Source organism: Polaromonas sp. P1_F9 (genome assembly GCF_056405615.1).
Genome location: NZ_JBFUBT010000002.1, coordinates 311,313 through 337,248, shown reverse-complemented (window position 1 = coordinate 337,248; position 25,936 = coordinate 311,313). Strand labels below are relative to the sequence as shown.

Annotated in this window: 24 protein-coding genes and 1 tRNA gene; 14 read left to right on the top strand and 11 right to left on the bottom strand. The window is 61.3% G+C overall.

What is annotated here, in order from left to right; genetic code table 11:
- Positions 1-34: 34 nt before the first annotated feature.
- Both nirB and AC1DYR_RS06755 read right to left on the bottom strand, forming a co-directional pair.
- Positions 35-2,470 carry a nitrite reductase large subunit NirB gene (nirB, locus tag AC1DYR_RS06760; RefSeq protein ID WP_477704409.1) on the bottom strand — a complete coding sequence of 812 codons (2,436 nt, stop codon included), beginning with the start codon at positions 2,468-2,470 and terminating at the stop codon, positions 35-37.
- A gap of 52 nt (positions 2,471-2,522) precedes the next feature.
- Positions 2,523-2,672: a hypothetical protein gene (locus tag AC1DYR_RS06755; protein ID WP_477704408.1), complete on the bottom strand. Its 150-nt coding sequence runs from the start codon at positions 2,670-2,672 to the stop codon at positions 2,523-2,525.
- Positions 2,673-2,920: 248 nt separating this feature from the next.
- On the opposite strand from AC1DYR_RS06755, the gene AC1DYR_RS06750 reads away from it, so the two are divergent.
- On the top strand, positions 2,921-4,201 hold the full coding sequence (locus tag AC1DYR_RS06750) for a type IV pili methyl-accepting chemotaxis transducer N-terminal domain-containing protein (protein WP_477704407.1): 1,281 nt from the start codon (positions 2,921-2,923) through the stop codon (positions 4,199-4,201).
- Between the two features lie 69 nt (positions 4,202-4,270).
- Positions 4,271-6,019, top strand: coding sequence for a bifunctional protein-serine/threonine kinase/phosphatase (locus AC1DYR_RS06745; protein ID WP_477704406.1), 1,749 nt, complete (start codon positions 4,271-4,273; stop codon positions 6,017-6,019).
- Positions 6,020-6,187: 168 nt separating this feature from the next.
- Here the strand turns inward: AC1DYR_RS06745 and AC1DYR_RS06740 are convergent, their stop codons facing one another.
- The 8 genes from AC1DYR_RS06740 to AC1DYR_RS06705 form a co-directional block, all read right to left on the bottom strand.
- Entirely contained in the window at positions 6,188-7,402 is a 1,215-nt protein-coding gene (locus AC1DYR_RS06740) for an MFS transporter (protein WP_477704405.1), read from the bottom strand.
- 198 nt (positions 7,403-7,600) lie between these two features.
- A complete protein-coding gene (locus AC1DYR_RS06735) occupies positions 7,601-8,059 on the bottom strand; it encodes a chemotaxis protein CheX (protein WP_431097274.1) in 459 nt (152 codons plus the stop codon).
- A gap of 10 nt (positions 8,060-8,069) precedes the next feature.
- Positions 8,070-8,441 (bottom strand): response regulator transcription factor, encoded by a 372-nt coding sequence (locus AC1DYR_RS06730; protein ID WP_457279080.1) that lies wholly within the window; start codon positions 8,439-8,441, stop codon positions 8,070-8,072.
- A 54-nt stretch (positions 8,442-8,495) separates the two neighbouring features.
- Complete coding sequence (locus tag AC1DYR_RS06725) at positions 8,496-10,637, bottom strand: ATP-binding protein (protein ID WP_477704404.1); 2,142 nt, start codon at positions 10,635-10,637, stop codon at positions 8,496-8,498.
- A 61-nt stretch (positions 10,638-10,698) separates the two neighbouring features.
- Positions 10,699-11,508, bottom strand: a complete 810-nt coding sequence (locus tag AC1DYR_RS06720; protein WP_477648110.1) for an ABC transporter ATP-binding protein — start codon at positions 11,506-11,508, stop codon at positions 10,699-10,701.
- A 28-nt stretch (positions 11,509-11,536) separates the two neighbouring features.
- Positions 11,537-12,364 (bottom strand): nitrate ABC transporter permease, encoded by an 828-nt coding sequence (ntrB, locus tag AC1DYR_RS06715; RefSeq protein WP_457279077.1) that lies wholly within the window; start codon positions 12,362-12,364, stop codon positions 11,537-11,539.
- 186 nt (positions 12,365-12,550) lie between these two features.
- The gene (locus AC1DYR_RS06710) at positions 12,551-13,795 is read right to left on the bottom strand and encodes a CmpA/NrtA family ABC transporter substrate-binding protein (protein ID WP_477648112.1); all 1,245 of its coding nucleotides are present in this window, start codon (positions 13,793-13,795) and stop codon (positions 12,551-12,553) included.
- Between the two features lie 355 nt (positions 13,796-14,150).
- Entirely contained in the window at positions 14,151-14,783 is a 633-nt protein-coding gene (locus AC1DYR_RS06705; RefSeq protein ID WP_477648113.1) for an ANTAR domain-containing response regulator, read from the bottom strand.
- An 86-nt stretch (positions 14,784-14,869) separates the two neighbouring features.
- On the opposite strand from AC1DYR_RS06705, the gene tsaD reads away from it, so the two are divergent.
- Positions 14,870-15,907: a tRNA (adenosine(37)-N6)-threonylcarbamoyltransferase complex transferase subunit TsaD gene (tsaD, locus tag AC1DYR_RS06700; protein ID WP_477704403.1), complete on the top strand. Its 1,038-nt coding sequence runs from the start codon at positions 14,870-14,872 to the stop codon at positions 15,905-15,907.
- A 137-nt stretch (positions 15,908-16,044) separates the two neighbouring features.
- Here tsaD and AC1DYR_RS06695 read toward each other — a convergent pair whose 3' ends face one another.
- Positions 16,045-16,446, bottom strand: a complete 402-nt coding sequence (locus AC1DYR_RS06695; protein ID WP_477648115.1) for an Hsp20/alpha crystallin family protein — start codon at positions 16,444-16,446, stop codon at positions 16,045-16,047.
- Positions 16,447-16,588: 142 nt separating this feature from the next.
- Between AC1DYR_RS06695 and AC1DYR_RS06690 the strand changes: the two genes are divergently transcribed.
- The 11 genes from AC1DYR_RS06690 (at position 16,589) to AC1DYR_RS06640 (ending at position 25,917) form a co-directional block, all read left to right on the top strand.
- A complete protein-coding gene (locus AC1DYR_RS06690) occupies positions 16,589-17,854 on the top strand; it encodes a branched-chain amino acid ABC transporter substrate-binding protein (RefSeq protein WP_477704402.1) in 1,266 nt (421 codons plus the stop codon).
- A gap of 57 nt (positions 17,855-17,911) precedes the next feature.
- Complete coding sequence (locus tag AC1DYR_RS06685) at positions 17,912-19,099, top strand: pyridoxal phosphate-dependent aminotransferase (RefSeq protein ID WP_477704401.1); 1,188 nt, start codon at positions 17,912-17,914, stop codon at positions 19,097-19,099.
- A 134-nt stretch (positions 19,100-19,233) separates the two neighbouring features.
- Positions 19,234-19,500, top strand: a complete 267-nt coding sequence (gene rpsO, locus AC1DYR_RS06680) for a 30S ribosomal protein S15 (RefSeq protein WP_348046953.1) — start codon at positions 19,234-19,236, stop codon at positions 19,498-19,500.
- 220 nt (positions 19,501-19,720) lie between these two features.
- Positions 19,721-21,838, top strand: a complete 2,118-nt coding sequence (gene pnp / locus AC1DYR_RS06675; protein WP_477659140.1) for a polyribonucleotide nucleotidyltransferase — start codon at positions 19,721-19,723, stop codon at positions 21,836-21,838.
- 77 nt (positions 21,839-21,915) lie between these two features.
- Entirely contained in the window at positions 21,916-22,914 is a 999-nt protein-coding gene (locus AC1DYR_RS06670) for an NAD(P)H-quinone oxidoreductase (RefSeq protein WP_477704400.1), read from the top strand.
- A complete protein-coding gene (gene tpiA, locus AC1DYR_RS06665) occupies positions 22,911-23,669 on the top strand; it encodes a triose-phosphate isomerase (protein WP_477704399.1) in 759 nt (252 codons plus the stop codon). The genes AC1DYR_RS06670 and tpiA overlap by 4 nt, the downstream gene beginning before the upstream one ends.
- Before the next feature lie 33 nt (positions 23,670-23,702).
- On the top strand, positions 23,703-24,119 hold the full coding sequence (secG, locus tag AC1DYR_RS06660) for a preprotein translocase subunit SecG (protein ID WP_477659137.1): 417 nt from the start codon (positions 23,703-23,705) through the stop codon (positions 24,117-24,119).
- A gap of 114 nt (positions 24,120-24,233) precedes the next feature.
- A tRNA-Leu gene (locus tag AC1DYR_RS06655) sits at positions 24,234-24,318 on the top strand.
- 98 nt (positions 24,319-24,416) lie between these two features.
- On the top strand, positions 24,417-24,776 hold the full coding sequence (locus tag AC1DYR_RS06650) for an NADH-quinone oxidoreductase subunit A (RefSeq protein WP_007864471.1): 360 nt from the start codon (positions 24,417-24,419) through the stop codon (positions 24,774-24,776).
- 49 nt (positions 24,777-24,825) lie between these two features.
- Positions 24,826-25,305, top strand: coding sequence for a NuoB/complex I 20 kDa subunit family protein (locus AC1DYR_RS06645; protein WP_007864469.1), 480 nt, complete (start codon positions 24,826-24,828; stop codon positions 25,303-25,305).
- A 3-nt stretch (positions 25,306-25,308) separates the two neighbouring features.
- A complete protein-coding gene (locus AC1DYR_RS06640; protein WP_477704398.1) occupies positions 25,309-25,917 on the top strand; it encodes an NADH-quinone oxidoreductase subunit C in 609 nt (202 codons plus the stop codon).
- Positions 25,918-25,936: the final 19 nt, after the last annotated feature.

Here is a 25,936-nt window from a genome sequence, read left to right as displayed (position 1 = left end):
GATCTCTCAATTCGGGCTTAAGACGGGCAGCCGGTCAGGCGGGCGTGAGTTTTTCGAACTGGCGGGCGTCCACCGACGCTTCCTTCAGGTCGAACCAGGGATCCGGCTCGCCGTCCAGCGCAAACTGCAGCTGCTCCCACAGCGCCTTGCGGCCCTCGTGGTCTTCCAGGATTTTTTTCTTTACGTAGTCCAGGCCGACACGGTTGACGTAATGCACTGTGCGCTCGAGGTACCAGCCTTCCTGGCGGTAGAGCTCGCAGAAGGCGCCGGTGTATTCGAGCACCTCGGCCGCCGTCTTGAGCTTGGTGAAGAAGTGCGCCACTTCCGTCTTGATGCCGCCGTTGCCGGCGATGTACATCTCCCAGCCAGAGTCAACGCCGATGATGCCGACGTCCTTGATGCCGGACTCGGCGCAGTTGCGCGGGCAACCGCTCACGGCAAACTTGACCTTGTGCGGTGCATACATGCGCCACATGGCACGCTCCAGGTCTTTGCCCATCTGCGTGCTGTCCTGCGTGCCCATGCGGCACCATTCGCTGCCTACGCAGGTTTTCACCGTGCGCAGGGCCTTGGCGTAGGCGTGGCCGGACGGCATGCCGATGTCTTTCCAGACGTTCTGCAGGTCTTCTTTTTTCACGCCCAGCAAGTCGATACGCTGCCCGCCGGTGACCTTCACGGTCGGGATCTTGTATTTTTCGACCGCGTCGGCAATGCGGCGCAACTCGCTGGCCGTGGTTTCGCCGCCCCACATGCGCGGGATGACGCTGTAGGTGCCGTCTTTCTGGATGTTGGCGTGGCTGCGTTCGTTGATGAAGCGGCTTTGCGGGTCGTCCTTGGCCTGTTTGGGCCAGGTGCTGATCAGGTAGTAGTTGACGGCCGGGCGGCAGGTGGCGCAGCCGTTGGGCGTCTTCCAGTCCAGGAACTTGAAGGTGTCAGAAATGCTGAGCAGCTTGTTGGCGCGTATGGCGTCGCGCACCGCCTGGTGACCGTGGTCGGTGCAGGCGCACATGGCCTTGAGCTTGGGCGTGGCCGAGTAGTCGCCACCGGCGGTGAACATCAGGATCTGCTCGACCAGCCCGGTGCATGACCCGCAGGACGCGCTGGCCTTGGTGTGCTTGCGCACTTCATCGAGCGTGAACAGGCCCTTTTCCTTGATGGCCTTGCAGATGGTGCCCTTGTTGACACCATTGCAGCCGCAGACTTCCGCATCGTCGGCCATCAACGCCGCCTTGTTCTGGCCTTCGTGGCCGGCGTCGCCGAGGTTGGACTCGCCGAAAATCAGCTTGTCGCGGATGTCGCTGACATTGCGGCCGTCACGCAGCAGCTTGAAGTAGTAGCTGCCGTCCACGGTGTCGCCGTAAAGGCAGGCGCCGATGAGTTTGTCGTCCTTGATGACGAGTTTTTTGTAGACGCCGCCGAAGGGGTCGCTCATCACGATTTCTTCGGCGCCGTTGCCGCCCATGAATTCGCCGGCGCTGAACAGGTCAATGCCGGTGACTTTCAGTTTGGTGGACGTGAGCGAGCCGGAATAACGGCCTATGCCGAATTGCGCCAGGTGGTTGGCCGCTACCTTGGCCTGCTCGAACAGCGGTGCCACCAGGCCATAGGCGATGCCGCGGTGGGCTGCACATTCGCCGACCGAATAGATGCGCGCATCGGTGACGGTCTGCATGGTGTCATTGACCACGATACCCTTGTTGCAATGCAGGCGCATGGATTCCGCGAGCTGTGTGTTCGGCCGGATGCCGACCGCCATGACCACGAGGTCAGTGGCCACTTCCGTGCCATCCTTGAATTTGATCGCGGTCACGCGGCCGTCTTCACCGCCCACCAGCTCTTGTGTCTGCGCACCGATCATGAACTTGAGGCCGCGGTCTTCCAGAGATTTCTGCAGCAGCTTGCCCGCCACGTCGTCAAGCTGGCGCTCCATCAGCCAGGGCATGACGTGCACCACGGTGACTTCCATGCCGCGCAGCATCAGGCCGTTGGCCGCTTCCAGGCCCAGCAGGCCGCCGCCGATGACCACCGCTTTTTTGTACTTCTGGGCTGTGGCGATCATCTCGTTGGTGTCGGCGATGTCGCGGTAGGCAATCACGCCCTTGAGGTCTTTGCCGGGCACCGGCAGGATGAAGGGATTGGAGCCGGTGCACATCAGCAGGCGGTCGTATTCCTCTTCGGTGCCGTCTTCGGCGCGGACCACGCGCTTGATGCGGTCCACTTCAACCACTTTTTTGCCGGCATGCAGCGTAATGTGGTTGTCCTTGTACCAGTCCCAGCTGTTCAGCACGATTTCGTCGAGCGTCTGCTCGCCGGCCAGCACGGGGCTGAGCAAGATGCGGTTGTAGTTGGGATGGGGTTCGGCGCCGAAGACTGTAATGTCGTAGAGGTCGGGGGCGACCTTGAGCAGCTCCTCAAGGGTGCGAACGCCGGCCATGCCATTGCCGACCATCACCAGTTTTGATTTTTTCATGGGGCTACTCCAGATTGATTCGATGTCATGTTCAAGGTCCAATGTGCAAGCGTCATGCCACGGCGAACGCGGCAGCAGATGCGCAACGGGCGGGCTGGGCGGGGTCAATGGGCTCGGCGCCGGGATAAAACGCAGCAACGCAGCGGTAGTTCACCAACACCAGCAGATCTGCCTGATTTGTCAAAAATTGAGTGGAAATCATGATGCTCTCTCCCGGAAACAGGGATCCGGACTGTCAGCCCGGTATGAGGCACACCATTACGCACGTCGTTGTGCGCAGAACCCGCAGTGCATTCGCTAAGGTTGGGCGCGTCGTTACGCCCACCGCAAATGACGCAAGACTTGTGCCATATCATTGGTATTCGCAGCTTTCCCGGCGCCGGCGTGGCGGCGGCATGGCCTGCGACTTGCGAACCATGTCGCTGTTCCCCGCTTAACCCCTTGATTTGTATGACCTCCGCATTGGTAAATCTGAACGGCCCCGGTGGCGCACATCCTCTGGTTTCAGACCTGGAGGCCGCTGGCATCCAGGTGCTGGGGCCTGTCGGTGAGCGCAGCAAACTGGTGCAGGAAGTGCTTCGGCAGGCACCCGATGTGGTGATTTGCCATGACCCGCTTCCGGGTGATGAGCTTTTCAAGGCCTTGCAACTGGTGGCTGACACGGCGCCATGTCCCGTCATTGTTTTCACCAGCGACGCAGACGCGGGAAAGATCACGCGGGCCACCGAGGTGGGTGTTCATGCCTATGTGGTCAACGGTTATGGTGCGCAGCGCCTGCGGCCCCTCATTCACCTCGCCAAGGCGCGTTTTACCCGCGAGCAGGCCCTGCGTGCCCAGGTGCAGGAGGCAGCCAGCCGGCTTGAAGAGCGCAAGGCGGTGGACCGGGCCAAAGGTATTTTGATGCGGGCCCGGCAGATGTCGGACGACGACGCTTTCCATATTTTGCGGACCGCCTCCATGCATACCAACCAGCGGCTGGGGCAGGTGTCGGAGCACATCATCCATTCGGCGCGCTTCGCTGAGGACGTCAACCGTTCCGGCCAGCTGCGCATGTTGTCGCAGCGGCTGGTCAAGCTTGCCTTGCTGCAATCGGCAGGGGTGCAGGCCGCCCGGGCCAAAGAGCTGCTGAAGGAGTCGGTGCTGCGCATCGACGCCAACCTGGTCTCACTGGGGAAAAGCCTTTCGCAGCCCACATTTGGAGACCTGCTCGGGCAGGTGTCCATTACCTGGGGGCGGCTCAAGATTGCCCTGCAGGACACGCCCGCCGCTGGCAGCATGGCTCACCTGGATGAACTGGCAGACCTGCTTTTGCAGGATGCCGAGCGCATGACCAGCAGTCTGGAGAGCGCCGGCGCAATGCCTCCCTTGCAGATGCTGAACCTCGCGGGCCGGCAGCGCATGCTGAGCCAGCGTTTTGCCAAATATGCCCTGCTCAGGGCCACGGGCGGCAAGGCAACGCTGGCCCGCAGCGAGGCCGGCATGGCCGAGTCCCAGGCGGCATTCGAGCACGCCTTGCAATACCTGAACGACATTCCGCTGACCAGCAAGGACATCCGCCAGTCGCTGGACCGGGCGGCCATCAGCTGGCAGCACATGAGCGAGGGCGCGCTTGCCATGGACAAAGACCCCCGGCGCCTGGAGGGTCTGGCGACGGCCAGCGAAGACCTCCTCGACGTCTTTGAGCAGCTGTCGGCCCAGTACGAACACAGCATGCAAATGCTGGTGGGCTAGGGCCTGCACGCCGGCCGTGCATTGTTGCGATGCACCAAATTCGGGCATCAAACTTGCTTATCTTGGTGCATGGCATTTGATCTGGACATTGGCTTCGCTTCATTGGCGGGCCGCAAGAACACCAACGAAGACTTTTGCGCTGCGATGCTGCCCGAGGCGGGGCAGGAGGGCATGGGCTCCATCGTGGCGATCGCCGATGGCGTGAGCACAGGCGGCATGGGCCGGGAGGCGGCGCAGACCACCGTGACGAGCCTGGTCCGCGACTACTATGGCACGCCCGAAACCTGGGACACCACCGTGGCCCTGGACCGCATCATTGGGGCGCAGAACGCCTGGCTGGCGGGTATCAACCAGCGCCGCAGTCCGGCCATGGGACTGACCACCCTCACGGCGCTGGTGCTGCGCGGGCAGTCATACACGCTGGCGCATGTCGGCGATTCGCGGGCCTATTTGCTGCGCGGCGGCAAAACCCAGCAGCTCACGCACGACCATGCAGTCAATCACCCGGACTTTCGGCACCAGTTGCTGCGTTCGGTCGGGGCAGAGGACCATGTGGTGGTGGACTACATGCAGGGTGACTTGCAGGTCGGCGACGTTTTTGTGCTGCTGACGGATGGCGTGCATGGCGTGGTGCGTGATGTGCGGCTGCAGGGTTTAGCCGATCTTGAGGCGTCTGCCGACGCCCAGCTTGCAAGCCAGAACCTGGTCGAAGCAGCCCTGGCGGCTGGCAGCAACGACAACGTGACGGCCGTCGTGGTGCGGGTGCGCGGCTTGCTCGACGCAACACTGCAGGACGTCAATCGCATTGCGCAGACCTTGCCCATCCCGCCCCGCCTGAAGGTGGGCGATGTGATGGACGGCCTGAGTGTGACGGCGCCGGTGGCCGACAACGGCATCAATGTGCTGTATCAGGTGCGCGATCCCGCTACACGGGTGCTGTATGCCCTCAAGACGCTGAACCCGGCCCGGTCGCACGACGAAGAAGAACGCGCCATGCTGGCCCACGAGGCCTGGCTGGCCCTGCGCATGCAGTCGGGCAGGGCGGCAGGGCATCTGGTGAACCTGCATGACCGCCTGCCGAACGGCCAGGAGCGCAGCGCGTTTTACCTGCTCTATGACTGGCACAGCGGCGAGACACTGCAGCAGCAACTGGACCGCCGCCACAAATTCAGCGTAGAGCAGGTGCTGGGCGTTGCTACCCAGGCCGCGCGCGCGCTGGGCCGATTGCACCGCCAGTGCGTGATCCACCGCGACATCAAGCCCGCCAATTTGCACCAGGGTGAAGATGGCGTGCTGCGCTTGCTGGACCTCGGGGTGGCGCTGAGCGGGCGCGAGCCTGAAGCCATGCGCAAGCTGCACGCCGGCACGCCCAGCTTCATCAACCCTGAACAATGGGGCTTCAGCGCAAGCAGCACAGATGGGCCCGAGGAGTTGCCTGATGCTCAAAGCGATTTGTTCGCGCTGGGTGTGACGCTGTACCAGTTGCTGACCGCGCGCCTGCCGTATGGCGAGGTACTGCCCTACCAGGCCGGGCGGTATTACCGTGACCCGGTGGCGCCCAGCCGCATCAACCCCGAAGTACCGATCTGGCTGGACCACATCGTGCTCAAGGCGGTGGCGCGCGACAAGCGCCGGCGTTTTGAAACCGCTGAAGAACTGCTGCTGGCGCTGGAGCGGGGCGCCTCGCGGCCGTTGACGGCACCGCAGGCCACGCCTTTGATTCAGCGGGATCCTGTGATGTTGTGGAAGCTGCTGCTGGGCGTGAGTGTGCTGGTCAATGTGTTGCTGATTTACTGGCTGCTGTTTTTGCCTCGGTAGGGTGGTTGAGTATTGAATTGACTTCTGGGGCAATGGGGACGGGTGCCAGCAGCTATTGAATTGATAGCGGTTTCTTTTGGGATTGTTGTTGATTTGGAGAAGGTGTTGTTTGCTGAGTCCTGCTGGCCGGGCAACCCCCGGCCAGCGGCCTCAGCTAAAGGCGCATCCTCAAGCAGTCCTCGCCCGTCCACCTTTCTCCGCCCAGGTCCGCGTCCACCGAATCTGCATCACCCTCAGCATCACAAGCATGCCCAGCGACAAGGCTGCAAAAAAGAAGAAACCCCACATGTAAGTGCCCGCATACTGCTTGGAGATACCCATGGCATTGGGCACCAGGCCGCCGCCCAGTGCGCCGATTTCCCCAATCATGGAGCCGGCCACCGCGGTGGCCAGGGGCCAGCGCAGCGGTACCAGCTGAAAAAGGGCGCCATTGCCAGCACCCAGTGCGGCAAAGCACAGCATGACCAGCAAGGTGGTGGCCACCAGGGATTTGCTGGCCAGCCCGCATGCCACGAGTGTGACGGCGATGGTGAGCAGCACGACGCTCAAGGTATTCACGCCGCCCCAGCGGTCCGAGATCCAGCCGCCGAAGATGCGCAGCGCCGCGCCCATGAAAGCTGCCAGCATCGACAGTTGCCCCGCCTGCACCTTGCTGACACCAAACTGGTCGTAGTAGTAGGAAGGCAAAAACGTCGCCAGCCCGATGAACCCGCCAAAACTCACGGCGTAGATCAGGCTGAAAGCCCAGCCGTCTTTCTCGAACAGGCAGGCCACGTGCTCGCGCAGGGTGGCATGGCTGTCTACATCATCAGGTTCTTTGGCAAAAAGAATCATCGCGATCATCGGCAGCAACATGGCCACCGCGGCAATGCCGTAGACCGACTGCCAGCCGAAGCGCTGCGCCAGTGCGGGTGCAACGAGCACGGAGACGGCGGTGCCCACGTTGCCCGCACCGACCAGGCCCATCGCCAGCCCTTTGTAGCGGGGAGGGAAGGAGCCGGAGCCCAGGCTGAGCGCCACGCCAAAACTGGCGCCGGCAATGCCCAGCAGCACGCCCATGGCCAGCAGGCTGCTGTAGGAGTCGACCACAAAATAGCCGAACAGCAGGGCCACCATGATCAGGCCCATCTCGACCAGCGTGGCATTTTTGCGGCCTATGTACTGGGCCAGCACGCCCAGCGGGAAGCGCATCAGCGCGCCGGCGAAGATGGGAACCGACAGCATCACGCCTTTTTGCGTGGGCGAAAGGTTATAGGTTTCCGAGATAAAAGGCGCCATGGCGCCGTTCATGACCCAGATGCAACAGGAAAAAGCGAAGTAAAAAAAGGCCGCACCCAGTGTGGGTGCGTGGCCAGCCTTGAGAAAATTACGGAACCCCGCCATGGTGCAAGCTCTTTCTGTGAAGATAGTCGATTCACAGAATCAGTGCGAAAAGCGTGCCACCTTGGGGCGCGCAAAACGCACCCTTGCAGCGCAATTCAGGATCGTTGGCCTGATTATTTTGGTGCGTCGCACAAATAACGTGCATGCCGCCTCAGGGCATTGCTCTGAGCCCTTCAGTACGTAGCCCGGTACGCAGCCTCAGTTTTTGCGGTCCATGTCGACGCAGACCATTGCCGCATAGTGGTTCCAGCGCAGGGTGATGACATAGGGACGTTTGCGTACCCGGGCTTTCATGCCTTGCGCGCCCTGCAGCTTGATCGGCACTGAAATCTGCAGCTCAGAACCCAAAGCCTTGCGCGCATTGCCTGCCAGTGTGTTGGCGATTTCACCTACGGCGTCGAGCAGATTGCCGTCGCTCAAGTCGGTTTCATGCTGGAGCAGCAAGATCTCGCGCACCAGTTTCCCCGGCATGGACACCACCACGTGTCCGTTGTGGCTTCCTGAAAAGGTCACGATGCCGTTGAATTCGAAGGCTTCGATATCGCCCGTTCCGAGATAGGCCGAGGTGATCTGCGGTTCCTGCCGGGTTGTGATCTTGAGGTAATGCCGGATGGAATCGACAAAGAGCTTGAGGTCGTTTTCGTTCAGTGTGGCCATAACAATGTCCTTAGCGCACGTCTGCAACGTCGAGCAGTGCAATCTGCAGCTCTTCGTCGGTAAAGGGTTTGGCGACGAATCCGCGGGCGCCCAGCTTGAGCGCCTGGATGGCGGTTGATTTGTCGCTGAGGGCGCTGACCACCAGTATCTTGATGGACGGGTCGAACTTCAGCAATGCGGTGATGCATTCAATGCCGTCCATCTCGGGCATGGTCAGGTCCATGGTAACGACCTCAGGTCGGGTTGCCCGGGCCAGCCGCACGGCTTCGAGGCCGTTTTTGGCCAGGCCTGCGAGCACCACGCCCTTGATGCCGCCGTTTTGCACCACTCTCGAAATCCGGGTCCGGATCATGTTGGAGTCGTCAACAATCAGCAGTCGCATGGAGAAGCTCCTGTGTGAGGTATGTGATGGCCATTGCGGGATTACTTCAAAAAATCAGGAAAAAGAAACCTTGAATTCGGTGTGCTGGCCGGGCGTGCTGGAGAGCAGCAGGCGCGCCCCCAGCTGCTGCACGTTGGTCTGCACCAGGTCCAGGCCCACGCCGCGGCCTGCGTGGCGGGAGGTGGCGCCGGCCGTGGAAAAGCCCGGCTTGAAAATATGTGCAACGATCTGCTGCTCGCTGAAGCTTTGCAGCTGCTCTGACGTGTACCAGCCCAATTCAAGCAGACGGCGGCGAACGTCGGCCGCATTCAGGCCCGCGCCGTCATCGCGAACGCTGAGCTGCCACTGGCCGTCTTCGTTCCGGGTGAGGTTGACGGCGATCCGCCCGGCCTCTGCCTTGCCCGCAGCGCGCCGCACGGAGGGTGCTTCCACGCCGTGCACCACGGCGTTACGCAGCAGCTGGATGGCGATTTCGCGCAGCAGGTTCATCTTGTCGGCAGGCATGTCCTGCGCACTGCCCATACGCACCTCGGCATCCACGCGTTTGCCGCAGTCGGTGCCGACTTCATTTGCCAGCTGGGTCAGCACGGCGTTCAGTCCTTGCGATGCGGAACCGTCCGGGGCGGGCGCCGTGTCACCGCCTGAGCGCTTCTGGCCCAGCGCCTTGAAGGCGCCGACCTTGGCAAGCAGGTCCTCGAGCGGCAAAGGCAGGGCCAGCAGGGCGTCGCCGGTGGCGGCGCCGTTGTCCTTGAGCTTTTGCAACTCGCTTTCGAACTGATGGGCCAGTGTGGCCAGGATTTCCAGGCCGAGCGATGCTGCGTCACCCTTGAAGGCGTGGATGCGGCGGTAGGCGCCGTCCACAGCTTTGAGCACCTGGACTTCCGAGGCGGCCGATGAAGTGCTTCGCAGCAGGTCGTTGACTTCCAGCAGGGACGCTTCAGCCCGCTCGACAAAGGCGCGCATCATGGCCGGCTCCGTCTCGAAAGCCTTGAGCATCATGGACAGCTCTTTTTGCGAGCGCTGGCGTTCGCCGGTCAACCGGGCCTGCAACTCGACCTTTTGCGTGATGTCCTGTACGGTGACCAGCAGGTGCCGCACCGTGGCGCCGTCCTGCACCCGGTTGAAATGGAAAGAAAGATAGCGCTTGGTGTCCTGGCCCAGCCGGTTCCTGACGGTGAGTTCCACTTCCGACAGCGGGTTGATGCCCTGGATCAGCTGCTCCTTGACGTGTGGAGAGAACAGCAACTCGACATAGTCCCGCGCATCGGTCAATGCCTTGTCGGAAACCAGGGTGGACAGCTGGTAGAAAAAGTTTTGCCCCGGTGCCAGTGTTTTGCCGAACAGTGCATGGGTCGAACGGGACAACTGGGAGCCGAGCTGGTGCTGGGGTGTCAGCAGGAACAGGCCTTCGCGCACGCTGGCGAGAATTTCCCGGTTTTCTTCGGTGGCAGCTTCAATTGCGGCGTCTGAAGTTTTCAGGCGGCGCAGGAACTTGAACAGAATGAAGGCGAAATTCAGCAGTGCCAGCACGATGCCGACGGTTTGCACCATGCGCAGCACGCTGGCGCGCGAGGCGCCGATCTGCTGCGTTTCCGTGACGAAGTCGTTGGCAACGCCCAGCAGTTTGATGTTGTTGGCCTGGCTATAGGCCAGCGCGGCAGCCAGTTCCGTCTGCGTGAAGCCGTCGCCGGCAAGCAGGGGCTGGAGCAGCTCGAAGTAGGGCTTCCACAGCGCGTCCACCTTATCCTCCAGCTCGCGGCCCCGGCTGGACACCACGGGCTCCAGGTACACCGGTTTGCCGTCGCCGCCGGGAATGGTGCCGCCTTCGCGGAATGCGACATGGGAGGCCTGGAAGATCTTTGCGCCTGAACGCAGCTCGGCCAGTGTCTCGGGCTTGTAAGGCGTGCCCGCCACCCGCATGGCGTCGAGTTCGAGCAGGGTCCGCGCGACACGCTGCGAAACATAGCGCTGGCGGCCGGAAAGGTTGATGGCCACGGTGTCCTGGTCGATCTTGAACGAGGTGTAGAAGTTCAGGACCAGCACCCCCAGGTCAAACAGCAGGAAAAGCGCGACCGCGATGATGATTTCACGGTACTTCCCGAGCGAGGCGAGGCCGCTCGAGCGCACAGGCCGCGTGCTGGCCGGTGCACCATAGGCGATTCTGTCGGCGCCGGGGATTGGCAAAACTGCAGACATTAAAAACCTCCCTTTGAAAATCCCGGAGCGGCTTGTTTGCCGCTTTTCCGGTCTGGCCTTTTCAGGCCGCTTTTTCGACGTGGCCCTGGCGGGTGTAAAGGAAATCAATCACGGCTTTGCGGTAGCCCAGGTAGCGGATGTCTTCGGCCAGCGCCACGCGGGAACGCGGGCGGGGCAGCTCCACCGGCAGCACTTCGCCGATCGTGGCAGCGGGACCGTTGGTCATCATCACAATGCGGTCGCTCAGGAGGACCGCTTCGTCGACGTCGTGGGTCACCATGACCACCGTGCTTTGCGTGGTGGCGACGATTTGCAGCAGTTCGTCCTGCAGCTTGGCGCGGGTCAATGCATCAAGGGCGCCGAAAGGCTCGTCCAGCAGCAATACTTTGGGTTCCATCGACAGTGCGCGTGCAATGCCGACGCGCTGCTTCATACCGCCCGAAATTTCGCCGGGACGTTTTTGCGCTGCCGGCGTCAACCCGACCATGGCCAGTGCGGCGTCGGTGCGGGCCTTGAGCTGGGCCTTGTTTTCAGTGGCTGCAAACACCCGCTCGACGGCAAGGTAAACGTTCTCGAAGCAGGTGAGCCAAGGCAGCAGTGAATGGTTCTGGAATACGACGGCGCGTTCGGGGCCGGGACCGGCGATTTCGCGGTTGGCGCACAGCAAGCTGCCTTCGGTGGGCGTGGTCAGGCCGGCAATCAGGTTGAGCAGCGTGGATTTGCCGCAACCGGAATGGCCGATCAGTGTGACGAACTCGCCCTTGGCTACCGTGAGGTTGATGTTCTGCAGTGCGCAGAACGGCCCCTTTTTGGTCTTGAAGGTTTGCTCGACGCCCTGGATTTCGATGTACTTGGTAGTGAAGGATGTCATGGCTTCGTTCTCCTTTTGTTCGAGCGGTTCAGTTCTTGACTTCTTCAAACGTGAAGGCTGTTGCAAGCTTGATCAGTGCGAACTCCAGCACCAGCCCGACGATGCCAATCACGAAGATCGCGATGATGATGTTCTTGACGTTGAGGTTGTTCCACTCGTCCCAGACCCAGAAGCCGATGCCGACGCCGCCGGTCAGCATCTCGGCCGCGACGATGACGAGCCAGGCGGTGCCCACGGCAAGGCGCACGCCGGTCAGCATGTAAGGCAGTACGGCGGGAAAGAGGATCTTGGTGACGATCTTCCACTCGCTGAGGTTGAGCACACGCGCCACGTTCATGTAGTCCTGGGGCACGCGCTGCACGCCGACAGCCGTGTTGATGATCATCGGCCAGATGGAGCAGATGAAGATGGTCCAGATGGCTGCGGGGTTGGCGCCCTTGAAGACCAGCAGACCAATCGGCAACCAGGCCAGCGGCGAGACCGGGCGCAGCAGGCTGATCAGCGGGTTGAACATGCGGCTCAGAAAGTTGAAGCGCCCGATCATGAAGCCGACCGGGATGCCGACGACAGCCGCCATGCCGAAGCCCATGGCCACGCGCTTGAGCGAAGACAGCACGTTCCAGCCCACGCCCTGGTCGTTAGGCCCCTTGCTGTAGAACGGATCACTGAAGATCTGCACCGCCTGCACAAAGGTGTCTTTGGGCGAGGGAATGCTGCCGGCCGTGCCCATGAAAACCAGTTCCCAGATCAGCACCAGCAAACCCAGGCCCAGCAGGGGGGGCAGGACGCTGAGCCAGAGCCAGGAGGCATCGCCGGATGGCTTGGTGATTGGGGTGGGTTTTGTTGGGGCGTTCATGCTGTTTTGGGCTGTAGCGCCCGTTGGATGAGTGCCACCAGCTATCGAATTGATAGCGGCGGCATCTCTGGGCCTTTCGCTGCTGCGGCTTGCCGGGGCGGCCGCCTCCAGCGGGGTGTGAAATACTGCACTGACCATGGCGTCACCTCTTTACGTGGGAAGGTTGAATGACTCGAGCGTGACTGTTCAGGCGTGAATCTTGAAGCTGTCGGCGTATTTCTTCGGATCCTTGCCGTCCCACACGGTGCCGTCCATCAGCTTGCTGCTGCGCATGATCTCCTTCGGAACGCTGGCCTTGGCCGCCGTGGCTGCCTGCTTGTAGACGTCGATGTGGTTGATCTGCTTGGCAATGCCCAGGTAGTCGGGGTGATCCTTGATCAGGCCCCAGCGCTTGTGCTGTGTGAGGAACCACATGCCGTCGGAGAGGTAAGGGAAGCTCACCGCGCCGTCGTTGTAGAACTTCATGTAATTGGGGTCGTCCCAGGTCTTGCCCATGCCGTTCTGGTAGCGGCCCAGGATGCGCTGATTGATGGCGTCCACGCTGGTGTTGACGTAGCTCTTGTCGGCCACGGTTTCGGCCATCTTGTTCTTGTTGGAGAGGCTGGCGTCAATCCATTTACCGGCCTCGATGATGGCGGCGGTGACGGCGCGCGCCGTGTTGGGATATTTCTTGACGAAGTCGGCGGTGGTGCCCAGCACTTTCTCGGGGTGGTCTTTCCAGACGTCCTGGGTGGTCACAGCGGTCACACCGATGCCGTCGATGATGGCGCGGTGGCCCCAGGGCTCACCCACGCAGAAGCCGTCCATGTTGCCCACGCGCATGTTGGCCACCATCTGCGGCGGCGGCACGGTGATGACTTTGGCGTCCTTCATCGGGTTGATGCCGTTGGCGGCCAGCCAGTAGTACAGCCACATGGCGTGCGTGCCGGTGGGGAAGGTCTGGGCGAAGGTGTATTCGCGCTTGTCGCTGGCCATGAGTTTGGCCAGGCCGGCGCCGTCTACGGCGCCCTTGTCTGCCAGTTTTTTGGACAGCGTAATAGCCTGGCCGTTGTTGTTGAGCGTCATCAGCACAGCCATGTCCTTCTTGGGGCCGGCTGTGCCCATGTGGACGCCGTAGACCAGGCCGTAGAGCACGTGGGCGAAGTCCAGCTCACCGTTGACCAGCTTGTCGCGCACGCCGGCCCAACTGGCTTCCTTGGTCGGGATGATCTTGACGCCGTATTTCTGGTCAATGCCCAGCACCGAGGCCATGACCACGGAGGCACAGTCGGTCAGTGGAATGAAGCCGATCTTGACTTCCTTCTTCTCTGGTGCGTCCGAGCCCTGGGCATAGACGGCAGCGCGCAGGGCGGGGTTGATGCCCACGGCGCCTACGGCCGCGGCCTGAAGCACGGTACGGCGTGTCAGCGAAGATTTCAGCAGTTCAGTCATGTCAGCGGCTCCTGATGGTTAAAACGAAAGAAAAAACAAAAAAGGCGCTCGACCCGGGCAACACGTTGAACGTGATGCAGGGTGCGAACGCCTTTGTTCCTTGGGGGCACCACACACTTCGCCATTGAAGTGCTGTGCCGGTTGGCCATCCTTGACCAGTGCCTAGGGCATTGCAAAAGCTGTGCCAGCGATGCTGAGTGCTGTGAAAGAGAGTCGCTTTAAGAAGGGAAAGTGCCCCGGGTGCACTGCCTGCTCCAGTGGCTGCGGGGAAAGGCGGTGCGAGGCGGTGGTTTGATGCTTGCACCGTATTTGTGCGGTGCACCAATTGAGGGTTACCCGATATCAGGCCCGGTATTCATCCCAGCAAATCCAGAGCGTCGAGCATGCGCTGGGCGACTTCGCCCAGCCGCAGGCCCTTGTCCATCGCTGCCTTGCGCAGCTTTTCGAAGGCAGCCTGTTCGGTCAGGCCCTGGCGCTGCATCAGCATGCCCTTGGCCCGGTCTATGACTTTTCGGTCATGAAGCTCTGTTTTGGCGTGTGCCAGTTCCTTGCGCAGGCCCTGCTCGTGTTCAAAGCGCGCCATGGCCACATCCAGGATAGGCCGAATGCGGTCCGGAGAGAGGCCGGCCACCACATAGGCCGACACGCCGGCGGCGACGGCATCCTTGACGTGGCTGGTGTCGTTGTCGTTGGTGAACAGCACGATGGGCCGGCGGGCGTCCCGCGTCGCCATCACCACATGCTCCAGCGAATCGCGGGCCTCGCTTTCGGCGTCCACGATGATCATGTCGGGTTGCAGCTGCGCCAGGCGCTCATCCAGGAAGGTATCGGCCGGGAGCACCGCGACGATGTTGTAACCGTTTTCCAGCAGGCCGATACGCAGCTGGCGCGAGCGCTCGGCCAATTCCCGTGCATGGGCGTCATCGGACACGGACTCCAGCAGGTCCGGGGCGATGATGACAAGGCGCAGGGATTGGGACGGTGTCATGCGCCAAGCGGTGCAAGAACCGTGCCCCTGCCGACTCCGCGGCCCTGCTGGTATGGGGAGTTCTCTCCAAACCTTACACTTCAAAGATGAGAGTTCTTGGAATCGAATCGAGTTGTGATGAAACCGGTGTGGCGCTGGTGGATGCCAGCGGCAGCGGTGTGCCGCGTTTGCTGTCGCACGCCTTGTTCAGCCAGATTGACATGCACCAGGCTTATGGCGGTGTGGTGCCGGAATTGGCCAGCCGGGACCATATCCGGCGCGTTTTGCCGTTGACCCACCAGGTGATGGCGGAGGCGGGCAGCAACCTTGCACAGGTAGATGTGGTGGCCTATACGCGGGGCCCCGGGCTTGCGGGGGCACTGCTGGTGGGGGCGGGTGTTGCTTGCTCGCTGGCGGCGGCGCTTGGCAAGCCGGCGATGGGTGTGCATCACCTGGAAGGGCATTTGCTGTCGCCCTTTCTGAGCGCCGACCCGCCCGAGTTTCCTTTTGTGGCGCTGCTGGTGTCTGGCGGCCATACCCAGCTGATGCGCGTGGACCGGGTCGGCAGTTACGAATTGCTCGGTGAAACCATTGACGATGCGGCGGGTGAGGCTTTTGACAAGTCGGCCAAGCTGATGGGCCTGCCTTACCCCGGAGGGCCGCATCTGTCGAAGCTGGCTGAGGGCGGTGACGGCGCGGCCTTCAAGTTGCCGCGGCCTTTGCTGCACAGCGGTGACCTGGATTTTTCCTTTGCCGGGCTCAAAACCGCGGTGCTGACGCAGGCCAAAAAACTGGGGCCGGATCTGGAAAGCCGCAAAGCCGATCTGGCCGCGTCTACGCAGGCGGCCATCGTTGAAGTGCTGGTGAAAAAATCACTCGCAGCCATGACGCAAACCGGGTTGAAGCGCCTGGTGGTGGCTGGCGGCGTGGGCGCCAATGCGCTGCTGCGCAGCCAACTTAATGCCGTGTGCAAACAACGAGGCATCCGCGTGCATTACCCCGAGCTGCATTTATGCACCGACAACGGCGCCATGATCGCCCTGGCGGCTGGTATGCGCTTACAGGCCGGCCTGGAAACACTGCAACACGGCTACACCTTTGACGTGAAGCCGCGCTGGAGTTTGGGCGAACTGACTATTGCGTGAACCCTGAAATCGGCAAGTGCCCTGGGTGCTCTCCCCTCCAGCAGGGGCCGCGGAACCGGCTTTGTCGGGCCGCAGGCGCAGCGGCCCCCACGGGGGGAAGGGAGCTACACGCAGTGAGCGACCGTGGGGGGCTACATTCACTGGATGTCGAGATGCGTCACGTTGCTGACAGGGACCTTCTTGCCCAGCGTCAGCGTCAGCACGCCATTCTCAAGTTTGGCTGTGCTGGACGCGGTATCGATCTCCAGAGGGAAGCGCCATGCGGCCTTGATTTTGCGGGGTGCGTCTTCCTTGCTGGAGACACGAACCACGTCGCCTTCGATGCCGATATCCAGTTGTTCGCGGGCCAGGCCGGGAACGTCGAATTGCAGGGTATATGCCTTCTCGAGGTCTTCCACGTTGGCAGCCTTGGCGGCGCCGGTGTCAGACAGCGATGAGAAGGTGTCGTTGAGGAATTTTTCCAGGGCGCCGTTGCTCACGACGGGTGCGTAGTGGCGATGAAAGGCGCGGGCAGGGCGATGGGCGAGAGAGTAAAACATGGCTATTCCTTGATGGATGAACAAGGGGTGTTTTCCCCTTACACTGCGCGGCGCTCACCGTGATTGCCGCATGCTCAGCAGTTAGGTGTTCATCCGATTTATTCAAGCCAGATCAAAATCAAAAGCAGGGCTTATTTTTTTTATGCGTCATCTCTTGAAACGCCTGTTCACGGCACTATGTCTTTCCGCCTCCCTGGGTGCCGGTGCGCAGACTGCGAGCCAGCCGCCGGTGCGGATCGCACTCATCGAAAGCCTCTCGGGCGCCTTCGCCAACACCGGCGAAGCGGTATTCCGCAATCTGGTTTGGGCGACCGAGCGCGTCAATGCGCGCGGTGGCGTCAAGCTGGCGGGCGGGCCGCGTAACCTGGTCGTTGAGCGCTACGACAACAAGGGCCAGAACGAAGAGGCGCTGGCGGCATTGCGCTCGGCGATCGACGACGGTGTGACCATCATTGCGCAGGGCAATTCATCCGCGATTGCGGCTGTGCTGATCGACGCCATCAACAAGCACAACGAGCGTGAGCCGAACAAGCGTGTGCTGTTCCTCAATTACTCGGCGGTCGACCCGATCCTGACGAATGAAAAGTGCAGCTACTGGCATTTCCGCTTTGATGCGCACGCGGATATGCGCATGGCCGCGCTCATGGACGTACTCCGGGACGACAAGGCGCTGAAAAGCATTTATCTGATAGGCCAGGACTACAGTTTCGGGCAGGCCGTGCTACGCGAGGCACGCAAGCAACTGGGTGCGCAGCGACCCGACGTGCAGATCGTGGGCGACGAGTTGCACGCGCTGGGCCGTGTCAAGGACTTCATTCCCTATGCCGCGAAGATCAAGGCCAGCGGAGCGCAGGCAGTGCTGACGGGCAACTGGGGCAACGACCTGACGCTGCTGATCAAGGCGGCAAGGGAGGTCGGTTACGAGGGCAAGTTCTATACCTTTTACGGTAACGCGCTGGGCGTGCCGGGCGCGCTGGGCGATGCCGGCGTAGGCAAGGTGATCGCGGTGGCCGACTGGTTCCCGAATGAGGCGGGCGCGCAGTCCGAATCCTTCTACCAATCCTTTCGCCAGCGCTTTCCCAAGCCTCAGGACGACTATGTGCACATGCGCATGCAGCTGATGATTGAGGCCCTGGCGCAAAGCCTTGACAAGGCGGGCAGTGCTGACGCCGGCGCGGTGGCGGCGCAGCTTGAGCGCAGTACGGTAACTTTTGCGGGCCACAAAGGCGCGATGCGCTCGGCCGACCACCAGTTCCAGCAGCCGCTGCTGGTGGCGTTGATGGGCAAGCAGGGTTCGCCGGGTGTGAAATTTGACGTGGAAGGTTCCGGCTACGGCTTTCGCGTCATCAAGACGATTTCGCCCGAAAAGGCCGAGCAGCCCAACAGCTGCAAGATGGTCCGGCCCTGAGTTCAAATTGGCTGATTGAATGACTTGAATTGAAGCCGGCAGGCGGACGGGCTATCCATGAGAAAAACAGTTTTAGATCTTGAAGAATCGATGATCCGCCAGGTGGCCAACGCCGGCATGGGGCGCGATGACGTCCTCAAGTTCTGGTTTGGCGAGAGCGATGAGGTCACGCCCGCGTTTATCCGCGATGCGGCGGCTGCGTCGTTGCAGCAGGGCGAGACTTTTTATGCGCAAAACCTGGGGCTGCCAGAGCTGCGGGAGGCTATTGCCAATTACGCGACGGGCCTGCGCTGTGCGGGGGCCGCGCCGATTACGGCCGAGCGCATCGCGGTGACTTCCGGCGGCGTCAATGCGCTGATGCTGGCGGTGCAGGCGCTGGTGGATGCCGGCGACGAAGTCGTGGCCGTGACGCCTGTCTGGCCCAACCTGACGGCCCAGCCGGCCATCATGGGGGCGCGGGTCAAATGCGTCAGCCTCAAGCCTGTGGCAGGCGAGTGGCGGCTTGATGTGGCCGAGCTGCTGGCCGCCATCACGCCGAAAACCAAGCTGCTGATCGTTAACGCCCCCAACAACCCGACCGGCTGGACGCTGTCGTGCGCCGAGCAGGAGGTCATCTTGGCGCATTGCCGCAATACGGGCACCTGGATTCTGGCGGACGAGGTGTACGAGCGCCTGTATTACGAGCCCACCCCTAACGGTTGCGCCCCCAGTTTTCTGGATATCGCCGCGCCCGAAGACCGCCTTGTGGTGGTTCACAGCTTTTCCAAGAGCTTTTTGATGACCGGGTGGCGCCTGGGCTGGCTGGTGATGCCGACCGCCATGACGCCGCACGTGGGCAAGCTGGTGGAGTTCAATACCTCCTGTGCACCGGTGTTCGTGCAACGAGCCGGTCTGGTGGCCATCGAGCGGACGGCCGACATCACCCCCCGGGTGGTTGCTCACCTGAAAACCTGCCGCGACACCCTGGTGCCGCTGCTGCAGGCCGTGCCGGGGGTGCAACTGGCGCTGGCCAAAGGCGGCATGTACGCCTTTTTCCGGCTGGAAGACCAGGCGCGCTTCGGGGATTCTCTGGAGACCGCCAAGCGCCTCGTGGTGGAAGGTGGCTTGGGCCTGGCGCCGGGCAATGCATTCATGGTCAATCCAGGCCCAGAGGCCCAGGGCTGGCTGCGCTGGTGCTTTGCCAGCCAGGACGTGGGCAGGCTGGGGCAGGGAGTGGAACGCTTGAGGCGCTGGCTTGGGCTATAATCCAAGGCTCTGCGCAAATTGAGGCCTTTTTTTGGCCTTTTTCATGCCGGAACACGACGAAAGCGGTTTATTTAATCCCATGTCGGGAACGCTGCTTCGCTCGCAAGCGCATCTCGGTGCAGGAAAGAGAAAACATGATTGCAAAATCAATCAAGGCCGAAATCGTTCAGGCCAACGCACGTGCCGCCGGCGACACCGGCAGCCCTGAAGTTCAAGTGGCGCTGCTGACCGGCCGCATCAACGAACTGACCCCCCATTTCAAAGCCAACGCGAAAGATCACCACGGCCGCCGCGGTCTGCTGCGCATGGTGAGCCGCCGCCGCAAGCTGCTGGACTACCTGAAGTCCAAAGATGCCGAACGTTACACCGCGCTGATCGCCAAGCTTGGCCTGCGCAAGTAATCGGTAAAAACGATTTGAAAGCGCCTGAGTTAGTTCACTAGCTCAGGCGCTTTTTACTTCGGAGCAAGGCAAAACGAGCACGCGCTGTGTCATTCCACAAGAAAAGCCCCGGTCAGACCCCTGATTCCAGGCATTTTGTGGAATGGCATCGTGTTCAGCCAGCCGCCGCTCCGGGCCTCCCGCGCTGCCTCAAGCGCGTGAATTTAGTGGAGATAAGAACATGAGCATTTTCAACAAAGTCACCAAGTCTTTCCAATGGGGCCAGCACAAGGTCACGATGGAAACCGGCGAAGTCGCACGCCAGTCCAGCGGCGCAGTCATCGTCGACATGGACGGCACCGTGGTGCTGGCCACCGTGGTCGCCAAGACCGATGCCAAGCCTGGCCAGGACTTCTTCCCCCTGACCGTCGACTACCTTGAGAAAACCTACGCCGCCGGCCGCATTCCCGGCAGCTTCTTCAAGCGCGAAGGCCGCCCCAGCGAATTCGAAACGCTGACCTCCCGCCTGATCGACCGCCCGATTCGCCCGCTGTTCCCCGAAGGCTTCTTCAATGAAGTGCAGGTCGTGATCCACGTGCTGTCGCTGAACCCTGAAGTCGAAGGTGACATCCCTGCGCTGATCGCTTCGAGCGCCGCACTGTCGATCTCCGGCATCCCGTTCAACGGCCCCATCGGCGCCGCGCGTGTCGCCTACATCGACGGCCAGTACGTGCTGAACCCCGGCAAGACCCAGCTCAAGGATTCGAAGATGGATCTCGTCGTGGCCGGCACCGAAGCCGCCGTGCTGATGGTCGAGTCCGAAGCCCAGCAGCTGTCCGAAGAAATCATGCTCGGCGCCGTGGTGTTTGGCCATGAGCAAGGCAACATCGCCATCAATGCGATTCATGAGCTCGTGCGCGACGCCGGCAAGCCGGTCTGGGACTGGAAAGCGCCCGCCAAGAACGAACCGCTGATCGCCAGGGTCAACGAACTCGCCGGTGCCAAGCTGCAAGCCGCTTACCAGATCCGCGCCAAGCAAGCCCGTACGCAAGCCTGCCGCGTGGTGACCTCGGAAGTCATGGCCGCACTGAAGGCTGACGGCGTTGAGTTTGACGGCGTTGCCGTTGAAGGCATGCTGTTCGACATCGAAGCCAAAATCGTTCGCAGCCAGATCCTGGCCGGTGAGCCTCGCATCGACGGCCGCGACACGCGCACCGTTCGCGCGATTGAAATCCGCAACAGCGTGCTGCCCCGTACCCACGGGTCGGCCTTGTTCACGCGTGGCGAAACCCAGGCGCTGGTCGTGACCACGCTGGGCACCGAGCGTGACGCGCAGCGCATCGACGCACTGTCGGGCGACTACGAAGACCGCTTCATGCTGCACTACAACATGCCTCCGTTCGCCACCGGCGAAACCGGCCGTGTCGGCTCGCCAAAACGCCGTGAAATCGGCCACGGCCGCCTGGCCAAGCGCGCGCTGATCGCCGTGCTGCCCACGAAGGAAGAATTCCCGTACACCATGCGTGTAGTGTCTGAAATCACCGAATCGAATGGTTCCTCGTCGATGGCTTCGGTCTGCGGCGGCTGCCTGTCGCTGATGGATGCCGGTGTGCCGATGAAAGCCCACGTGGCCGGTATCGCCATGGGCCTGATCAAGGAAGACAACCGCTTCGCCGTGCTGACCGACATCCTGGGCGACGAAGATCACCTGGGCGACATGGACTTCAAGGTTGCCGGTACCACCTTCGGTATCACCGCACTGCAGATGGACATCAAGATCCAGGGTATCACCAAGGAAATCATGCAGGTCGCACTGGCCCAGGCCAAGGAAGCCCGCATGCACATCCTGGGCAAGATGCAGGAAGCCATGGGCGAAGCCAAGGCTGAAGTTTCCGACTTCGCGCCACGCCTCTACGTCATGAAGATCAATCCCGAGAAGATCCGCGACGTGATCGGCAAGGGCGGCGCCGTTATCCGTGCGCTGACCGAAGAAACCGGCACGCAGATCAACATCGAGGAAGACGGCACCATCACCATCGCCTCGAACGATAGCGCCAAGGCCGACGAGGCCAAGCGCCGTATCGCCGAGATCACCGCTGAAGTCGAAATCGGCAAGGTCTATGAAGGCCCGGTCACCAAGATCCTGGACTTCGGCGCGCTGATCAACCTGCTGCCCGGCAAGGACGGCCTGCTGCACATCAGCCAGATCGCCCACGAACGCGTCGAGAAGGTCACCGACTACCTGAGCGAAGGCCAGATCGTCAAGGTGAAGGTTCTTGAGACCGACGAAAAGGGCCGTGTCAAGCTGTCCATGAAGGCCCTGCTGGACCGTCCAGCCCAGGATCAGGACCGGGGTTGATCAATATCTGCTATTGATTTTGTAGCTGCCAGCGCTCTTGTACAAAGGGCTGGCGGCTCAAATGACATTGATACGCCATGAAAGCTGTTGAAATTACCTCCTACGGCAAGCCTGAGGTGCTGTGCCTGGCTGATCGCCCGGCGCCCATTGAAGGTCCTGGCGAGGTAGTGATCCGCGTGAGCGCCAGCGGCGTCAACCGCCCCGATGTGCTTCAACGCATGGGTCACTATCCAGTACCGCCGGGGGCATCGGACATTCCGGGGCTTGAAGTGGCGGGTGTCATTGTGTCTGGCGATGCAAAAGCCTTGACCGCCGCGGGTTTGAAAATCGGCGACCGCGTCTGTGCGCTGGTCGCGGGCGGGGGATATGCCGAGCTGTGTGTTGCTCCCGCTGCTCAGTGCCTTCCGGTGCCTGCAAGCCTCAGCGATATCGAAGCGGCTTCGCTGCCTGAGACCTTTTTCACGGTCTGGAGCAATGTGTTCGAGCGCGCTCATTTGCAGCCGGGCGAAACACTGTTGATTCAGGGCGGCTCCAGCGGCATCGGCGTGACGGCCATCCAGATTGCCAAGGCATTGGGGGCCACGGTGCTGGTCACGGCAGGCAGTGACGACAAGTGCGCCGCCTGCGTGGCGTTGGGTGCTGACCATGCCATCAATTACAAAACCAGCGATTTCTCCGAAGAAGTCAAAAAGCTCACGAACGGGAAGGGCGTTGACGTCATTCTCGATATGGTGGCTGGCGGGTATGTGACGCGAGAGGTTGACTGCATGGCCGAGGACGGCCGCCTGGTCATCATTGCCTTGCAGGGCGGCGTCAAGGCTGAATTCAATGCCGGCCTCGTGCTGCGCAAGCGCCTGACGATCACTGGTTCGACCTTGCGTCCGCGCTCCGTCGAATTCAAGGCGGCCATCGCGGCTGCGTTGAAAGAAAAAGTCTGGCCGCTGATTGCCGGCGGCGCTGTCAAGCCTGTGATTCACAGTACGTTTGCCGCCGCTGATGCGGCCAAGGCGCACGCGCTGATGGAGTCCAATCAGCATGTCGGAAAAATCGTTTTAACCTGGTCGCCGACACCATGAAAAAGCTAATTGCTGGTAATTGGAAAATGAACGGCAGCCTGGAGGCCAACGCGGCCTTGCTCGAGGCCCTGGCCAAGGGGTTGGCCAATCCTCCGGCATGCGATGTGGCGATTTGTGTGCCCGCACCTTACCTGGCACAGGTTCAGCAATTGCGAACTGCAAAGCCCGGTCTGTCCGTCGTTGAGCTTGGTGCGCAGGATGTGTCCGTACATGCCAGCGGCGCTTATACGGGTGAAGTCAGTGCCACCATGCTCAAGGAGTTTGGTTGCCGTTTTGCCATTGTTGGTCATTCGGAGCGCCGCCAATATCACGGCGAGACTGATGCGGTGGTGGCCGACAAGGCGAAATCTGCACTGGCCTGTGGTGTTACGCCCATTGTGTGTGTTGGCGAAACGCTGGCCGAACGCGAAGCTGGGCATACGGAAGAGGTCGTCAAGCGTCAGCTGGCGGCGGTGATTCATACCAACGGACATTGCATCAGCGAGATTGTGGTGGCCTATGAACCTGTATGGGCCATCGGCACCGGCAAGACCGCTTCCCCGGACGAGGCGCAGGCGATGCACGCGGTGCTGCGGAGCCAGCTGAAGGCGGCGACGGATCAGTTTGCTCGCGTGAAAATTCTGTATGGCGGCAGCATGAATGCGGCCAACGCCGCAACACTGCTAGCCCAGCCTGACATCGACGGCGGCCTGATTGGCGGCGCATCCCTGAAGGCCGCCGATTTCTTGACAATTATTGCTGCAGCCCGCAATTGACGAGCGCAGCACGCTATTAAATTAGGAGTAAACATGAACGTTGTATTAACCATTGTCCTCGCCGTGCAGATGCTTTCGGCGCTTGGCATGATTGGCCTGATCCTGGTGCAACACGGCAAGGGCGCAGACATGGGCGCGGCGTTCGGCAGCGGCGGTTCAGGCAGCCTTTTTGGCGCCAGCGGCAGTGCCAATTTCCTGTCGCGTACTACCGGGGTTCTGGCTGCGTTGTTTTTTGCCTCCACCTTGCTGCTTGCTTACTTTGGTAATGTCTCTGGGCGCACCAGCTCCAGCGTTCTCGAAGGTGCTGCAGTGACGGCGCCGGCGCCTGCTCCCGCCGCTTCCGGCGCAGCCCAGATTCCGGGGACCTCGGCTCCTGCGGCTACCGGCACGGCAGTTCCGGTTCCAGCTGCACCTGCCGCATCGGGTGCTGCGCAAATCCCGACGAAATAACGAGATTTTGCTGGTGCCCGTAGCCGGGTGCGGCAATATTTCGGGGTAAACTCTAAGACTGTCTGGAAAGCCAAAACCGCAAGGTTCCTCATGCCATCCAGTCAGTTAAAAACCGCGGACGTGGTGAAATTGGTAGACACGCTATCTTGAGGGGGTAGTGCCGAAAGGTGTGCGAGTTCGAGTCTCGCCGTCCGCACCAGATTGACATGCATCGGCAGCAGCGCTCCGGCAATGTTGTCGGCTCAAACGGCAGCTGAAGCAAACCGCGCAAGTGGCTTTTCAGAAGTTGAATCCACGATGAACCTCGATCAATACCTTCCTGTTCTTTTGTTTATTCTGGTTGGTGTGGGTGTCGGCGTGGTGCCTCAGGTCCTGGGGCGATTGTTGGGCCCTGTGCGTCCCGACAGCGAAAAAAACTCCCCCTATGAATGCGGCTTCGAGGCTTTCGAAGATGCCCGCATGAAGTTCGATGTGCGCTATTACCTGGTCGCCATCCTCTTCATTCTTTTTGACCTCGAAATTGCATTTCTCTTTCCCTGGGCCGTGGCGCTCAAGGAAATCGGTCCTGTCGGCTTCTGGTCGGTCATGATTTTCCTGGGCATTCTGGTCGTGGGATTTGTCTACGAGTGGAAAAAAGGTGCGCTGGACTGGGAATAAAAAGATCCCGAGGGTTCTCTAGGGCGTTTCTCGCCACAAAGGTACGGGTATGTCACTTGAAGGTGTTTTCAACGAAGGCTTCATGACCACGAGTTACGACTCGGTGGTGAACTGGGCCAAGACGGGTTCGCTCTGGCCCATGACATTCGGTCTGGCCTGCTGCGCCGTCGAAATGATGCATGCGGGCGCGGCGCGTTACGACCTGGACCGTTTCGGCATGTTGTTCCGTCCCAGCCCACGCCAGTCCGACCTGATGATTGTGGCCGGCACGCTGTGCAACAAGATGGGTCCGGCCCTGCGCAAGGTGTACGACCAGATGTCCGAGCCGCGCTGGGTTCTGTCCATGGGCTCCTGCGCTAACGGCGGCGGGTATTACCACTACAGCTATTCCGTGGTTCGCGGCTGCGACCGTATCGTGCCGGTGGACGTTTACGTGCCCGGCTGCCCGCCCACGGCCGAAGCTCTGATGTACGGCATCATCCAGCTGCAGCAGAAAATTCGTCGCACCAACACGATTGCGAGGGCATAAAGCATGTCCTCTTCCCCCGTGTCCATGGAGCAACTCGCCGAAACGATTCACGCCGTGCTCGGCGACAAGGTCAAAAGCCTGAAGACTGCTCTGGGTGAAATCACCCTTACGGTCGCCGCTGCTGATTATCTTGGGGCCGCAACCCTGCTGCGCGATGCGCCCGGTTGCCGTTTTGAGCAGCTTATCGATCTGTGCGGTGTCGACTATTCCGAATATAAGGACGGCCAGTACGACGGCCTGCGCTACTGCGTGGCGTCGCATCTGCTGTCGGTCAGCCTTAACCAGCGCGTTCGCCTCAAGGTGTTTTGCCCCGACGACGACTTCCCTGTGGTGGATTCGCTCAACGGCATCTGGAACTCGGCCAACTGGTTTGAGCGCGAAGCCTTCGACCTTTACGGCATCATCTTCGAAGGCCACAACGACCTGCGCCGCATCCTGACTGACTACGGTTTTATCGGTCATCCTTTCCGCAAGGACTTCCCGACTTCGGGCCATGTGGAGATGCGCTACGACCCCGAACAAAAGCGCGTGATTTACCAGCCGGTCACCATCGAGCCGCGTGAGATCACTCCCCGTGTGATCCGCGAAGACAACTATGGCGGACTGCAATGATGAGCCCCCACGCTTGCCA